Source organism: Qiania dongpingensis (genome assembly GCF_014337195.1).
Taxonomy (GTDB): domain Bacteria; phylum Bacillota; class Clostridia; order Lachnospirales; family Lachnospiraceae; genus Lientehia; species Lientehia dongpingensis.
In genome coordinates, this window is sequence record NZ_CP060634.1 from 1,279,751 (window position 1) to 1,295,640 (window position 15,890).

The following is a 15,890-nucleotide window of genomic DNA, read 5'->3' on the forward strand; positions in this document are numbered from 1 at the left end:
CCCTCCTGTTTCCTTTTTCCTTAAATTATTAGTTATTTATGTAAAAACATCTGAAACTCTCGTTTACAGAGTTTTTCCAATCTTTATCATACGGAACATCCTGTCCGCGGCGTCCTCCAGAAGTTTTCCGGCGTCCGCAATGGCCTGTTCCAGATCCATCACGCCGTTTACGATCACCATGACAGAATTGACACCAAACTGATATATGGCGTCCGCGCCGTCGGTCATCCCCCCCACAAGCGCGACAACCGGCACGCCCTTCGGCTTACATGCGCTTCCTATGCCGTGGATCACCTTCCCCCGGACAGACTGCGTATCAAGCCTTCCTTCTCCGGTCACCACCAGATCTGCGCCGTCCAGACTCTTTTCAAATTCGCTGGCTTCCAGCACCACGGAAATCCCAGAACGCAGCTTTGCTCCTGCAAAGGCCACCAATGCAGTGCTGATCCCGCCGGCTGCGCCGGCTCCCGGCATCTCGTGGAAAGCCATACCCGATTTTTTTCTGATGACATCTGCGTAATTTATCATCCCTGCTTCCAATGCCGCGAGAATCTCTTCTGTCCCGCCCTTTTGAGGGCCATAGACATAAGTCGCCCCATGGGGTCCTATGAGCGGATTGTCCACATCGCACATCACCGTGATCTCTGCTTCCGCAAGCTCCGGACAGAGGCTGTCCGTCCGATAATCCGCGATCAACGCCAGATTTCCTCCAATGGGCTCCAGAACATTCCCCTCTTTATCCAGGAATTCCATCCCCAAGGCAGTCATGGCTCCTATGCCCCCGTCATTGGTGGCGCTTCCTCCTACCGCGATGATGATCTTACGATATCCCGTCTCCAAAGCCTCCCGGATCACCTGCCCGGTCCCAAAGGACGAAGCCCGGAGCAGATCTCTCTCTTTCTCCGGTATCAAAGGCAGTCCGTCAGCGGCGGCCATCTCGATCACAGCCGTATCCTTATGTATGATTCCATACTTTGCTTCTACGGGGCTTCCCAATGGGCCTTTTACCGTCACGGAGCGGAATTCTCCCTTTGCCACTCCGACCAGGGCATCCACAGTACCTTCCCCGCCGTCCGCAATGGGAAACTTCACGACCTCACAGCCCGGAAAATTCCGCATGGCGGCCGCTTCTATCTTTTCTATAACCTGAGCTGACGTCAGGGAACCCTTAAACGAGTCCGGTGCCAGTATTATTTTCATACGATTCAACGCCCCTTAAACTTATGATAATTCTTTCAGTCAACGCCTAGTATAATGGTACAATCAGGCGGATATATATTCACTAGCTAACATTCCAAATTAAAACGCAGGTTTTGTGTTCAAAACACAAAGCCTGCATTTTTACTATTTTTCCATTATACGAGCTGATGCTCCGGCGCCTCGCCATTTAACATGGCAACTACGGCTTTCGCCGTGGCCACGCCGGTCAGAGCATAGTTTTCATAGGATTCTGCCGCCGTATGGGGAGTGCAGATATAATTATCCAGGCTAAATAAAGGATGGTTCAGATCCACAGGTTCTTTTTCAAACACATCCGTACCATGTCCGGCTATCTTTCCAGACTTGAGCGCTTCATACAGGTCGTCTTCCCTGACGATGGGGCCGCGGGCCGTATTGATCAGGTAAACGCCGTCCTTCATGCGGGAAATAGTATCCTTGTTGATCAGGCCCCTTGTTTCATCAGTACAGGGCACATGAATGGAGATGATATCGCTCTTCTCAATCACATCGTCCATAGAGCACAAGGTAACGCCCAGTCTTTCCGCTTCTTCATAGTTGGGATATGTATCAAACGCGATGATTTCCACGCCAAAAGGTTTCAGCTTCTCAGCAACACTCCTGGCGATTCCGCCGAATCCGAGGAGACCTACCGTCTGGCCTTTCAGTTCATGGGTGATAAACCGCGCCCATGCGCCTTCCCGCGTGGTCCTGTTGAGCTGGGGGACATTTCGGATCACACTCAGCATAAGCGTGACCGCATGCTCCGCCACGGAATTCCGGTTGATCCCCGGTGTGTTGGAAGCATGGATTCCATATTTTTTCATATCCTCCAGATTAAAGTTGTCCACGCCGATTCCAAACCGCGCGATGCCTTTGAGCTTCTTCGCATGTTCAAACACAGCGGCATCCCAGGTATCCACGCCGGCAATCACCGCGTCAATATCCCCGATGATCTCCTTCAGTTCCTCAAAGGTATAGGGACGCCCGTTCTGCGTGATGATGAGCTCACAATTGTTGTCTTCCAGTATCTTAACGCCCTCTGTACACCGCTCTTCATAATGGGGTACAGAAATTAATATCTTATTTTTCATTACAGCTGCCTCCCGTCCGGCCTATAAAATCACTTCTCTGAAATTGTTCTTCTCCAATGTCTCAATCAGCTGCTTTGCATATTCATCACTGATTCCCATAAGGGGCTCTTTCATCGCTGTGCAGGAGATGATTCCCATATATTTTAACATCACCTTATAACAGGAAATGTTGTTCTGTGCACAAAGGATATTATTGAGCATGGTGGTCCTCTTCTGAATCATCCTTGCCTTCTCCATGTCTCCGGCCTCAATGGCTTTTCCCAGCGCCACATAGTGCTCCGGAATAATCTGTGCGTTCCCGGATACAGTCCCGTCGCCTCCGCCGCACATCAGCACATGGTAGAGCTCGTCAGGACCACAGAGTACAGAAAACGTATTGTTCCTGATATTGGTCATTTCAAGCATCCTGGACAGGTTCGGATAGCTGTATTTGATGCCGATCACATTCGGGCATGTCTCCGCTACTTTTTCTGCCACATATACATTGATGTCGTTCACAGAGCACTGAGGGATCCCGTACAGATAAATCGGGAAATCTGCGGGCACGCTCTTGGATACCTTCTGATAAAAAGCGATGATCGCGTCGTCAGACATCTTAAAGTAGGACGGAGTCACAACGCCGATTCCGTCAGCTCCGATGGCAGCCGCATGTTTTGACAGCTCTACCGTATCATCCAGGCTCATCGCGCCGGTTTGTACATAGACTCTGGCTCTGCCTGCCGATTTCTTCACCACGGTTTCCGCTATCAGTTTTCTGTCCTCAACGGAAAACATCAGCATCTCTCCTGTCGTCCCGTTGGGATACAGGCAGGGAATCCCCTTTCCGATCAGAAATTCCGTCAGTTTCTCCAATGATTCCACGTCCACCTTCTGATTCTCATCCAAAGGCGTCACAATGGGAACTACACACCCATAAAGCTTATTCTCCAGCATCCTTTATCCTCCTTCATAATCTGCCGCAATCCTGCGGCTCGTCTCCTGACAGAAACCCACAGCCTCCACCATTAAGAAAATAGTATCATTCTTCCGCGGAATCGCACATTGTGCCGTCACACAAAAATGCAGGCTTTTTTTAGTCCTGCATACAATTGTTGGCAATTTTATCTGTGCTATGATTAAATAAGTAATTTTTGTCCCCTTTACTGTTATGTAATAACAGTAAAACATCTAACATTTAGGGAGGTTTTTATGGCACATTCTAATTTAATCTGCAACGTTGAGACTCGCTTGATGCCCATCATCGGGTATCCCATGGACCACAGCAGCGCATCCCAGGTCTATAACAAACTGTTTGAGATTTACAACATCAACCGGGTCATGTTCCCCATCGAGATCCAGCCGGAAGGACTGGCGGACTATGTGGCGGCAGCCAAGACCCTGAACATTGATACATACAGCCTGACCATGCCTCTCAAGGCAGCTATCATCCCGTATCTGGACGATGTGGATCCCTGCTCCAGAGTCTTCAATTCCGTAAATATCGTAAAAACGGTCAACGGAAAGACCTACGGCGCCGGAATGGACGGAAAAGGCTGCGTAGGCGCGCTTTTGGCAGCCGGCGCATCCATTGAAGGAAAAACCGTCGTGTTAGTGGGAGCCGGGAGCATCAGCGGCGCCATTATCTATGAACTGATCCAGCATAAAGCCGGAAGGATCATCCTGATGAACCGTACCCTGGCCCACGCAGAATCCATCGCAAAGACCATTGAAGACAACTGGAGCCATCCTGTGGAAGCTTATGAAGCCACGCCGGAGCTGCTCGACAAATACTGCAGCTGCGCCGACATATTCATTCACAGCTCACCGGTGGGCATGCACGGCTTTCCCGCAACCCATTCCTATCTGGGCTACATCGAAAAAATGCCGAAATCCTGTTTCGTGCTGGACGCCATCGTGAACCCGGAATACACGGAGCTTTTGAAAAAGGCCCAGTCCTGCGGTCTGACGGTCATCCCCGGCATGCACATGATGATTTCTCAGATGACTGAAATCTTTGATTTCTGCTTCGGCGTACGCCCCGGCGAAAAGGAAAAGGCAGAATGCCGTAAAGTGCTTATCGCTTATTTAGACTCCATGAAATAATACAGACTGCAAAAGGAGGACACGCTTATGACGGAACTTTCCACCGACAGAAAGCTGGGCTTTGGTTTCCTTCGGCTGCCCCAGACGGATGAGGATGACCCCGCCGCCATTGACTATGAACTGACCGGACAGATGGCAGACTACTTTCTGTCCCAGGGATTCCGCTATTTCGACACTGCTTACAACTACCACAAAGAATTTTCTGAAATTGCCATTCGGGAGGCTGTCGTCAAACGCCATCCCCGGGAGGCATTCCTGCTGGCGGACAAGATGCCCACCTTCCTGGTGACAAAGACCGAGGATTTCGAGCGGTTCTTCGCTGAGCAGCTCGCCCGCTGCGGCGTGGATTTCTTTGACTTTTACCTGCTGCACAATCTGGGCAAGGAACGCTATGGAAACATGGAGCGTCTCGGAGCGTTTGAATTTATGAGAAAAGTCAAAGCCGAAGGAAAAGCAAAGGAGATCGGTTTCTCCTTCCACGATACCGCAGACGTACTGGACCGCATCCTGACGGAGCATCCGGAAATGGATTTCGTCCAGCTTCAGTTGAATTACATAGACTGGGAGAGCGAGGTCATCCAGTCACGCAAGTGCTATGAGGTGGCCAAAAAGCACGGCAAGCCGGTCACAGTCATGGAACCGGTCAAGGGCGGCGCGCTGGCGCGTCTGGTTCCCGAGGCGGAAAAGATTCTCAAGGACTGCGAGCCGGACTCTTCAAGCGCTTCATGGGCCATACGCTACGCGGCTTCTCTGGACGGCGTCCGTATGGTCTTAAGCGGCATGTCCACTCTGGAACAGGTGAAGGACAATACGGCCTATATGAAGGATTTCCGAAAGCTTGACAAGAACGGACTGGACCAAATCGCCAAAGTGGTGGATATCCTGAAAAAGTCCCAGGCCATCCAGTGTACCAACTGCAAATACTGTATGGACGAATGCCCGATGAACATCAATATCCCGGGATATTTCTCTTTTTACAATTCCGCTTCCCAGCAGGATAATTTTATTGATGTCCTGTTCCGGAGAACATCCCACGGCCATGGCTCTCCCTGGGACTGTATCGAATGCAGGTCCTGCGAAAGCCACTGCCCCCAGCATCTGCCCATCACCGACTATTTAAAGACCATTTCCGATTATGTGAAAGAAAAGGTACTATAGCCAAAGGAGGAAACATTACATGAGTAAAATAAAAGAAGCCCTGGAAAAGGGGCATGGCGTCCTGCAGCTGATGCCCACCTGGGTGCCCCGCCCCTTTAATGAACCGGGCAGGCGCTTAAAGCTGCATCCCGACGATTATTTCGCGCTGGGAATGGACCGGGGCGGCATCTGTGAGCGCTGGATCGGCTCTGTCGCCCACGCGGACAACGGTCCCCTCACCAAGCCGGACGAGGGCATGAGTTACGTGGTCCTGGATAAGTCTACCGGTGAAAAGGCACTCTTAAAAGAGGTCATCGAAGAACTGGGCGCAGAGATCATCGGTCAGGAATTATACGGAAAATACGGAACCTGGCCCTCCTATTCCAAATTTTTTGATTACGACAAGCCCCTGTTCCATCATCTCCATCTGATGGACAAGGACGCCAGCCTCATTGGGACCAACGGAAAGCCGGAGGCCTATTATTTCCCGCCTCAGTATAACTGCAGCCAGCTGGGCCGCCGTCCTTCCACCTATTTCGGTTTTGATCCTTCTACCACCAAAGAACAGGTAAGGCAGTGCCTGGCCGATTACAGTGTCCGGGACACTCATATCCTGGAGCTTTCCAGAGGCTATCAGATTCAGCTCGGCACGGGCTGGTATACTCCGGCCGGCGTCATCCACGCACCGGCTTCCGTAGTCACCTATGAACCTCAGTGGAACGCGGACTGCAATGTCATCATGGAAAATGTCACCATGGGAGAGGTGAACTCCTACGACCTTCTGACCGGATGCCAGCCGGAAGAGAAAAAAGGCGACTTGGACGCCCTCATGGACTGCCTGGATTGGGAGGAGTGTGTACGGCCCGACTATAAAGAAACCTATTTCCGCGCTCCCAAGGAAAAGGAAAGCCACCAGACCGGACTCTCGGAAAAGTGGATCACTTATGCCAACGATTGGGTGGCCGCCAAGGAAGTCACGATCGCGCCTCAGTCTTCTGTGGTCGTAAAAGACGCCGCCTGCTATGACGCCATATTCGTGCAGGGACACGGAAAGTTCGGAGTCTACAACTGTGAGGCCCCGGGGCTCCTCCGGTACGGCCAGTTTTCAGGCGACGAGTATTTCGTCAGCGAGTCCGCCGCAAAGAAAGGAATTGTCGTGACGAATGAGAGCGAATACGAGCCTCTCGTATTCCTTCAGCATTTCTCCAACAACAACCCGGAAGTTCCAAAAACTGTAAAATAAATATCAATATTATATTAAATATTTAAAATGACTCCATAGATAGATACCAATATCCATGGAGCCATTTTTTTGTAATAATCAACCAATGAAAGACTTATTACTTACTCCAGCAGCATTAGTTCCCCCTGATCCAATCGTACAATTTCATCACATAAAATCTGAATATCTTCCTTTGAATGACTACTAAGTATGACTAGTTTTCCCTCTGCTTTGAAATCCAGCAAAAGTTTTCGAAATTCCTCCACTCCCCTTTCATCCAGGCCATTAAAAGGTTCATCCAAAATAATAATGTCAGGCTCCTCCATTAAAACTTGTGCCCAGCCCAGCCGCTGCTTCATCCCCATAGAATATTTCCCCACCGGCTTGCGGCTATTCGGGTTCAGGCCAACCTTCTTCATCCACATTTTCAGCACTTCTTTATCTGCTTTTCTTCTCAGACCAGAAAGTAATTTTAGATTTTTAAGACCTGAATATTGGTGCAGAAAACCCGGCTGTTCAATGATAAAGCCTATGTTTTCACTAAAATCAATCTCTTTTCCAATGATTTTTCCATTTACCGATACATACCCTTCCGAGGGATAGAGCAAACCACATATACACTTTAGTAATACTGTCTTTCCAGATCCGTTTCGGCCTACAAGGCCATAAATCCTGCCGCCTTCAAACCTCAAATTAATATGCTTTAGCGCCTGGGTCTCGCGAAAATGCTTTGACAAATCCGTTACAACAATTTCAAATTTCTTTTCCACAGATACCGTCCCCCCTCCCATTTAGCATAGACAACCCCGATTACAACACAAGCCATACAAGAAAACAGATAAAAAAGCAGCGCATACGTCAAAGTAGGATTTTTTCCTGCACGCTTCCCCAAAGCAGATAACCGCGCTAAAGAAACAGGTGAAAAATAATAAAATTTATAATTCAACAAATTTGCCGTCAAAAAATCCAAAAGGCTGATAACGAGCATACATATGATTCCCAGCGGATATTTGGGGCTAAAGCTGTTCAAAGTACGTATTAGCATCCCAACCAGGCCGATACATCCCCACTGTAAAACCATTGCTTTTAATGTGGTGAAAACAGCTTCCGTTCCAACAACTATTGACTGTGTCATTTCAAGCGACAGCCCGGTCTGTCTTCCAAAATCAGTGGCACACAAGGTTCGGATCACGGTTCCCCAGCCGGATGACCACCCTATATGAGGAAGTACACTGATAATACTGAAAATATAAATAGCAATTGTAAATATAAACGCTAAAAAAATAATATAAAAATACTGTCCCACCGTATAGGAAATACGGCCGGCTCTCGAGATTACATATTCTGCATTTCTGTTCCGATATGGAGCTTCTGAAAACAAAAACATAGCCAAAATCACAAATATCAGCTGATGATTCCACCGGTTATTCAAAAACGGAAACAGCCAGGGGGCCACCGGCACCCCCAGGAGAACTGACGCCGCTTTTATGGGTCCAGTCAATATTCTGACATATAAAAATAATAACAAGAAAACAAGAAAGGTTTTGCCAGAAATAAAATTACTATGGATATGATATGACATACTCCTGCATACCTTCATAGATGCACCTTCTTCCCGCATTCTTTCTTTATTCGATAGAAAAACAAAACACCAAAACAAATAAGCCCTAAAAACATAACTGCCAAAGGAACCAGCAGACTCATCAAAGGACCGCCAAACTTACTCTGTGCATGAAATAGATGATCCAAACGAAATTGTACCGGAATATTCAAGATTTCACCCACACTATTTACCACATATGACAAAACCAGTCCAGATACCATGATAACCTGCACATTAGCAGCCATTGTGGAAAAGCAGAGAACCACGCCGGCCCAAAAAGCATGTCCAGCTATCATACAGATCATAATTGAAATCAGATACGCTCCAAACTGCTTTCTTGCCAATAATTCACCAAAAGCACCTTGTATCCAGCTGCCGGCATTTACTGCATTAACATTGAAAAATGGTATTTTAAAAAAAGAAAGACAAATAGTAAATAAAAGAAATCCTAAACCAGCAGCTAATCCCGCACCTATTGTTCCTCGAAGAAATGTGACTGCCGTGTATTTACCATATCCAATTCTTGATACAGCATATGGATATACTCCATCATTTTTTTCTTCGCAATAACCAATCGTAAACGGAACTAAGCTAAGAATCAGATAAACATTTATATAAAGTCCATACCTTAAAATCAGCTGAAAAAAATACACCATATCTATTTGCGCTTCTTGAATCGATGAATCAGAAAAAAGAGAGAGATCTAATCCACAATCTGCAAACAAACAAAAAGCCATCGCGACCACGCATAAAATAAATCGTTTTATCCAGGGCTTTCTCATACAATATCCCTTTCCTTTATAGCAAAATCTCTCCATTTTTGATCTGAATAATAGTTTCTTCTTTTATCTTTCTATGAATGCCTTCCCGCTCCTGCTCCATTACAAAAATCCAAACAGGCTCTAGCTTCAAAATATTACTGGAATCATCCGCCAGCATAATCCAGGAGCATTCAGCCTTTATAATTGATGCTTTTCCCGTCAAATAAACGAATTCATATTTGTCTTTTAATTCCTGATATGCCTCCTCAAAAGCCAACGGTTTTCTTATGGGCTCCTTTGACAAATTTTCAAATGCTCCGTTTAAATAAAAAGATTCCAGCCCATATTTATCAATCATTCCGGTAATACTTGCTCCTATATTATTGGTGTCATCTAAAAACACAAAATTGTCTGAACAAACCGATATCTCCTCCAGAGAAAAAAATACTTCAAAATAATAATATTCATCTTCTTCCGAATAGGTTTCCTTAAATGGAGATTTTGAATCTCCAGTCCCCTCTTCCCCAAAAAGCCTAACCATTTCCTCTTTAGCAGCTTCCATGACATCTGCCGTATAGGCCTCTATCGATATCTGTTCAACTGATAAATCCGGAAAAAATTCCATGGCAATATCACTGACCTGCTCTTTTAGCTTTTCTCGACTTAAAAAAGGAAGTTCATTATTTTTCTGCTGTTCAAACACATCCGTTTTAATCCCATAAGCAGCCCCTAATTCATTTGCTCTATTCGTATTAAAACCAAATGAATTCTTGTTTATTGTAATTTGATCTCCGTTTTCATTTTCTGCTCGTACAATTAGATCTCCTTCTGCTGATTCTGTATTTTGACTCCACTCCATTGGTTTGCCCAATGACAAACCCCTTAATATCTCTTCTAAAGAAAATTCCTTAAAATCCGCTTTAACTGATGAGCGTGAAAACAAATCGACCTTAGGCAACTCTATTTCTACTTCAATACCATTTCCAATTATATCCTGCAATTTACCGTCATCTTTTACTATCTCCCCTGTATCAGAGGACGAAGCCTCTTTATCTTGTATTGATTCGCCCACAGACACTGTATTATCTAACTCATTCTCAGACATTTTTACAGGGGCATCTGCATCTGCACAGCTTGATAATACACATATAATGTTTATAAATAAAATTACTACTATCATTTTACTTAAAAATGCTTTCAACTTTACCCATCCCCTCTATTTTTTTCATTATTCATACTTTTATTAAATCAAGGATACAATATTCTATCAACTTAGTCAATATTCTTCAAGTCATCTTTTATAATACATTACCAATCTCCTGATTTCAGCCATAAATTCCAGATTATGATCATTTTATCAACTTATACTCAATCAATTCCACATTCTATCAGCTCATAATTGTATATTAAAAAAGCCTTGATATCTCAAGGCTTTTTTAATATACAATTATAGACAATTTATAGTGTTTAGATAAGTACCGAAGCTTCTTTAAGCTGCTGTTATTTTATAATTATTTATTCCACTTTATAGATTCCATCAATCTATACTTGATTTTATCCGTCAGGACAGCTGTCTCAGATAATAGTAAAAATAATTGACCAGCTCCCTGTCCCGTGCGTTCTGCATGGGATTCAGGCCCAGCTGGTTTTTTATCTTGTCCAGCCGGAATGCCAGGGTATTCTTGTGGATATACAAACGCTTACTGCTCTCCTGCATGCTGTAGTTATTCTCATACAGCGCGCCGATATGCTCCGTGTACATTTTCTTGAATTCATCGGTATAGCGTTCCGCGAACACGTCAAACACCTTGTGCAGCTCCATGAACGGCAGCTGGTGCTTTAAATACTCGTCCAGATAGTCATAGAAAAAGATACTTCTCTTAGGCACGGAAACCGATTTTTCCAGCCACAGGCAATGCTGATAGCCGTATTTATAATGTGCCATGCTGGCCTGCAGGGAGCCGACACAGATCTTGCAGTCTATCTCATTTTCCGCCACATGGCGAAGAAACCGTCCCAGGTATTCCCCGATCACATATTTATAATTCTCAAAAAACCCTTCGATGGGCTCCGTATAGCTTTTAAATATGAGAATCTTCCCATCCCTGCTGGTGACAAAGATATCCTCTCTGCCGCTTCTCCCGACTCCGCCTTTAATCTTCTCAGACATCTCTTTCAGGTTTACACTGTCGCTGAAGGATATTAGAATGGGAACCCTGGTCACTTCGGAATATCCCAAGGCCTGGGCCATATTATGGAGCTCCCGTTTATTAATGTCCTCATAAAGCAGGCAGTTGATAAAATGCTCTTTGTCCGTCCTTCTTTTCAAAGCGTCTTCTTTCTGAGTCTCATATTCCAGCATGGTTTCCACCATCTTCTTGATGACGATCACCACAGGACGTATCTTCTCAATCTCTCCGGTCAGCCCCAGAACGCCGATTACATTTCGCTTATACTCCAAAGCCATGTTGATCCCGGCCTTTGTCCCAAGGAAGGTATCCTCTGCCTCTACTTCCTTAAAATCCAGCTTTTTATTGATGATCTCAAACGCAACCTCATGAAACGTCCCCACCCGGCTTTTATCCGTGCTGGCGACAATGATCCCTCTTTCATTCATAATGTTAATGTTATAATCGGTGCACTCTGTCAGCTTTTCTATGATCTTCTCAGCCAATTCCACATCCAGCATCCGCATTAACCTCCCATCTCGTACCTCACGCCGTTAAAAACCGACGCCCTCATCCTACGATATTGAACCTCTCCTCTTTCCCTCTCTTACACCGCAAATACCATGACTAACGCCGTCATCACCACCAGGCTGATGACGATGGTACACGAATTGCACGCGCTTGCCAATTCCGTATCGCATCCCAGCCTGTCCGTATAGACAAGCGCCAGGGCCGACAACGGAGAAAAGACGATCAGCACCAGTGTTTGCCTGATCTCCAACGGCAGCGGCAGAAGAAAATAGAAGCATACCGCCACCAGGATGCTGATCCCGTACCGAAAGATCAGGAGTCTCGCCATCTCCCGAAGCTTGTCCGGGACCAGCCGTATTTCAAACATCATGCCGATCATGAACATGGCTAAAAAAGAATTGGCGCTGCCTATGATCCCCGCCAGAGTGATGGCCGGCGACGGCAGCGACAGATGGAACAGGGACAGTATCAGCATGACCACATACGTCATCAGCGGTACAGACCGGACCACTTTCATCCCAATATCCTTAAGCTGCCTGCCCACACTGATCTTTATGCCGCCCTCCTGCCTTTTGCTGTCCATCTCAGACACGATGGCATATGTACTTCCGCTGCACATCACAGAATTTCCGGCGTCGAACAGGCACGTCGTAACCACGCCTGCAGGCCCCAAAAAGCTCTGGATAAACGGAAGGGTAAAGCAGCCGATGCTGTATCCGGAATAGTTTAACATCCGAAACATCTGAATCTTCCAGGGCGCTCCTCCGCTGAATATCCTGGCCGCGCCCAGCATGACCAGATTTCCAAGGACTCCCAGAAGCACTGCCGACAACAGATAAGGCGGCACGTCAGTCGACGTGAAATTTACGATCACTGCCGCCGGAAGCGTCACATTCAGAACGATCTTAGAAATCAGACGGTAATCTTCCTTCTTAAAAAAACCGATCCTTTTGAGAAAATATCCCAATGCAATGATCAAGATAAACGATCCTGCCCGTATAAATATATCCGCCATCTCCAATTCCTCCCAATTTTCGCATACTCATACATCATACCTCCATTGGGCAAAATTGAAAAGTACTTTTCATTGGTGAAAAAGATTATTTTTTCCGTGCCGATACAATGAGCATCATGGGGCGGCGCATTTCGTCTTTCATTCCTTCCATGGACATCATGCGGGCCGGCGGCTGAGGCTCCACCACGTGCAGCAGCTCATATCCGCCTGTCAGCAGAGTTTCCAGATAAGTGGTCAGCGTCTTATGATACTTGGTGACCTCTTCACCAAGGAACCGGGCCTTTCTCTCTCCTTCATAAAAATAGCGGTCCACAGGAAAATGAAGGATTTCCCCCGACGCTCCATAATACCAATCCTGAGTTCCATACGAGGTAAAGATTGGATGTTCCGCCGAAAAAATGAAATCACCGCCGCTCACCAGGCAGGAACTCACCTTATCCAAGGTCTCAGGAAATGACTTGACATAATGAAACGCCAGGGAGCTCAGGACCACATCAAAGCTGTCCTTTTCAAAATCAATCTCTTCTATGGGCATTTGGATATACCGGACCTGGGAATAAGCCGTCTTTTTCCTAGCCACCTCCAGCATCTTTTCTGACAGATCGATTCCGGTCACCGACGCCGCTCCGTGTTCCATGGCATAGATACAGTGCCATCCATAGCCGCAGCCCAGATCGAGCACGCGTTTACCGTGAAAATCAGGCAGGAGCGGTTCCAGTATCTCCCATTCTCCCGCGCCGGCAAGCCCCTGTTTGGAGCGTTCCATCCCACTGTATTTTTCAAAAAATATATCATTATCATATTTGTTTTCTTTCATGTTTTTACTCCTCTTTTATACTTTCTCAAAGCAGGGGATTCTGTTTACAGTCTAATCCCAACCGCCCGAACTGTCAAATTCCTTCTTTTTCCAAGGGGCTCTTTTCAGACAAGGAAACGGAACAGCTGCATGATGAGTCCAACTGTCCACATGGCCGGTTTCTTCCACCAGGGCAGGGACCTTGCCTCTTCCGGCCGCTCTCCTTCATAAGTATCCGCGTCTGCTGCCTTCCGGCAGTCCTGATGCAGCTCTTCCATATTGGCCGACAGCTGCCTCGTAAGCTCCTCGCTTTTGACTGCCACCATCATCTCCGTATCCATATAAGCGCTTCTCAGATCAAAATTGAATGAGCCTACCACGCTGATATTATCGTCAATGATCACGGACTTTCCGTGGGTGGAGATTCCGCCGTCGTATTCTAAAATCTCCATTCCTGTGCCCATCACCTTCTTTTTATTCCACAGATAATCGGCGGAGCCAAAGAAATTGTCCCCGTTGTCGACGGAATTAATCATCATCTTCACGTCTTCCACAGAGGACGCGACCTTTCCCAGCTCGCCATACATATATTTATTGCAGACTACATAAGGAGTATGGATCAGGACTCTCTCTTTCCCGCGTTTCATCAGCTCGCATACCTGCTGGAAGACAAGAGGCTGTTTTTCGTATATCCCGGTCTCCCCCGTCATCAAAAGGACTCCCTTGGCGGCGACTGTTTTCTCCTCCAGACGGCTTCCGTCGAAAGCCTCCGGATAGGCCTCCCGAAGCCCGTCGTAACGCTTTGCCAGCTCTTCTCTCTTCTCTTTCACCTTCTCTTTATCCGCCAGCTTTTCATCCTCATGGAAATACTTGCAGGCCTTAAGCCCCCATACTCCCTCAAAATATTCCCTCAGTTCAAACACGGAACTGTCTTTCGCACCGGCCTGTTCCCATTCCGTATTATAGATCAGGATCTCCCGGTCCAGGCTCTTATTGGCCGTATGGTAGTCCCCCAGAAAATAGTCAAAGGTATTTCTGCCTCCCATGATGTAAGCCGTATGATCCGCGATCACATATTTATCGTGCATTCTTCCCTGTGTCTTCCAGGGAAGCAGAAGATTCAAGGGGTTGTAGGCTTTCAGCTCAATATTGGGATGGGAGGACAGCGCATAGAAGGTCTCTTTTCCCTCCATACGGAGCACGGAGCTGATGCCGTCCACCAGGATCCTGATCTTCACTCCTTCGTCGGCTTTATGTAACATCATGGCGGCCAAGTCCTCAGTACTCTCTCCCGGCCTCATGTCAAAGGTCGAAAGTATGACCTCTTCCTTTGCCCCCTCCATCAGGCGCAGCCTCTCCGCCAGCGCTTCCCGGTTAGATTCCACGATGGCGGCCCGGTCCGCAGATGTGTCCGAATCCATAAACGCATCCAGCTTTTCCCTCTGTCCGGCTGAAAGCACCGGCTTCGGATAGTGTCCGAAAGGAGCGACCGCCCCAATGACCAGGTAAAGAATAATGCATATGATCAGCCACATGATAAGTCTCCGTATCCACTTTCCACTCATATTGTCATCCCACCATTCATTCTGAACATATCAATTCCCAGAATTCTCCGTACCATTTTCCAGAAGCCGTTCAGGATCAGATCGCTGCCGGCGCTTAGGGGCACACTTAATATCCCCAAGAACAGCAGTCCTGCCAGGATCCATACGCTGTATCTCCTGATACGGGCAAAAAACTTCCCGGCCGCCGGCGCAAGTTCCGCCAGGACCACAGAGCCGTCCAGGGGCGGAAGCGGAATCAGGTTGAACAGCCCCAGGCCCACATTGATGACCGCCGAATAGTAAAAAAGCTGCCGCAGATATCCCAGTACACCCGACAGGCTGCCCTGCTTAAAGAGCAGGCCGTAAAGAAGCATTGCCAGAAAGGCCAGTACAAAATTCATGACTGGGCCTGCCAGCGCCACCAGCACCATATCTCTTCTGGGTTTCTTATAATTTCTCACGTTTACCCGTATGGGCTTTGCCCATCCCACATGAAATAGAAGCAGGCAGAGGGTCCCCCACAGATCCAGGTGCCGGAACGGGTTCAGTGTAAGGCGGCCGTCCCGCCTCGGCGTCGAATCTCCCAGGCGCACCGACATATATCCATGAGCGAATTCATGGAATGATATCGCCAATAGGATTGCCGGGGCCGTATACATCAACACGGTAAGCTGCCGGTACAGATAACTTCCCACCAGCAGATTCCTCAAAAAATACAT

At 47.2% G+C, this 15,890-nt stretch carries 15 protein-coding genes; 3 read left to right on the forward strand and 12 right to left on the reverse strand.

Going from position 1 to position 15,890, the window contains the following annotated elements:
• Positions 1–63: 63 nt before the first annotated feature.
• The 3 genes from H9Q78_RS06165 to H9Q78_RS06175 form a co-directional block, all read right to left on the reverse strand.
• Positions 64–1,200 carry a glycerate kinase gene (locus H9Q78_RS06165; RefSeq protein ID WP_249304320.1) on the reverse strand — a complete coding sequence of 379 codons (1,137 nt, stop codon included), beginning with the start codon at positions 1,198–1,200 and terminating at the stop codon, positions 64–66.
• 155 nt (positions 1,201–1,355) lie between these two features.
• Complete coding sequence (locus H9Q78_RS06170; protein WP_249304321.1) at positions 1,356–2,312, reverse strand: phosphoglycerate dehydrogenase; 957 nt, start codon at positions 2,310–2,312, stop codon at positions 1,356–1,358.
• Between the two features lie 21 nt (positions 2,313–2,333).
• Entirely contained in the window at positions 2,334–3,245 is a 912-nt protein-coding gene (locus H9Q78_RS06175) for a dihydrodipicolinate synthase family protein (RefSeq protein WP_249304323.1), read from the reverse strand.
• A 255-nt stretch (positions 3,246–3,500) separates the two neighbouring features.
• Here H9Q78_RS06175 and H9Q78_RS06180 point away from each other — a divergent pair, with 255 nt between their 5' ends.
• From H9Q78_RS06180 to H9Q78_RS06190, 3 genes are read left to right on the forward strand one after another with little or no spacing between them, the layout of a single operon-like run.
• A complete protein-coding gene (locus H9Q78_RS06180; protein WP_249304325.1) occupies positions 3,501–4,394 on the forward strand; it encodes a shikimate dehydrogenase family protein in 894 nt (297 codons plus the stop codon).
• A 27-nt stretch (positions 4,395–4,421) separates the two neighbouring features.
• Complete coding sequence (locus H9Q78_RS06185) at positions 4,422–5,552, forward strand: aldo/keto reductase (protein ID WP_249304326.1); 1,131 nt, start codon at positions 4,422–4,424, stop codon at positions 5,550–5,552.
• A gap of 19 nt (positions 5,553–5,571) precedes the next feature.
• The gene (locus tag H9Q78_RS06190; RefSeq protein WP_249304328.1) at positions 5,572–6,774 is read left to right on the forward strand and encodes a hypothetical protein; all 1,203 of its coding nucleotides are present in this window, start codon (positions 5,572–5,574) and stop codon (positions 6,772–6,774) included.
• Between the two features lie 101 nt (positions 6,775–6,875).
• Here the strand turns inward: H9Q78_RS06190 and H9Q78_RS06195 are convergent, their stop codons facing one another.
• The 9 genes from H9Q78_RS06195 to H9Q78_RS06235 all read right to left on the reverse strand — a co-directional run bounded on the left by H9Q78_RS06195 (position 6,876) and on the right by H9Q78_RS06235 (position 15,890).
• Positions 6,876–7,523 (reverse strand): ABC transporter ATP-binding protein, encoded by a 648-nt coding sequence (locus H9Q78_RS06195; RefSeq protein ID WP_249304330.1) that lies wholly within the window; start codon positions 7,521–7,523, stop codon positions 6,876–6,878.
• The gene (locus tag H9Q78_RS06200; RefSeq protein WP_249304332.1) at positions 7,496–8,335 is read right to left on the reverse strand and encodes a hypothetical protein; all 840 of its coding nucleotides are present in this window, start codon (positions 8,333–8,335) and stop codon (positions 7,496–7,498) included. Before H9Q78_RS06200 ends, H9Q78_RS06195 begins: the two co-directional genes overlap by 28 nt.
• Before the next feature lie 14 nt (positions 8,336–8,349).
• Positions 8,350–9,138 carry a hypothetical protein gene (locus H9Q78_RS06205; protein ID WP_249304334.1) on the reverse strand — a complete coding sequence of 263 codons (789 nt, stop codon included), beginning with the start codon at positions 9,136–9,138 and terminating at the stop codon, positions 8,350–8,352.
• A 16-nt stretch (positions 9,139–9,154) separates the two neighbouring features.
• Positions 9,155–10,318: a hypothetical protein gene (locus tag H9Q78_RS06210; RefSeq protein WP_249304336.1), complete on the reverse strand. Its 1,164-nt coding sequence runs from the start codon at positions 10,316–10,318 to the stop codon at positions 9,155–9,157.
• Between the two features lie 360 nt (positions 10,319–10,678).
• Positions 10,679–11,806, reverse strand: coding sequence for a CdaR family transcriptional regulator (locus H9Q78_RS06215; RefSeq protein WP_249304338.1), 1,128 nt, complete (start codon positions 11,804–11,806; stop codon positions 10,679–10,681).
• A gap of 86 nt (positions 11,807–11,892) precedes the next feature.
• Positions 11,893–12,831, reverse strand: coding sequence for an AEC family transporter (locus H9Q78_RS06220; protein ID WP_249304341.1), 939 nt, complete (start codon positions 12,829–12,831; stop codon positions 11,893–11,895).
• Positions 12,832–12,916: 85 nt separating this feature from the next.
• Positions 12,917–13,648: a class I SAM-dependent methyltransferase gene (locus tag H9Q78_RS06225; RefSeq protein ID WP_249304342.1), complete on the reverse strand. Its 732-nt coding sequence runs from the start codon at positions 13,646–13,648 to the stop codon at positions 12,917–12,919.
• 104 nt (positions 13,649–13,752) lie between these two features.
• Positions 13,753–15,162, reverse strand: coding sequence for a phospholipase D family protein (locus tag H9Q78_RS06230; RefSeq protein ID WP_249304344.1), 1,410 nt, complete (start codon positions 15,160–15,162; stop codon positions 13,753–13,755).
• A gap of 26 nt (positions 15,163–15,188) precedes the next feature.
• Positions 15,189–15,890 (reverse strand): site-2 protease family protein, encoded by a 702-nt coding sequence (locus H9Q78_RS06235; RefSeq protein WP_249304346.1) that lies wholly within the window; start codon positions 15,888–15,890, stop codon positions 15,189–15,191.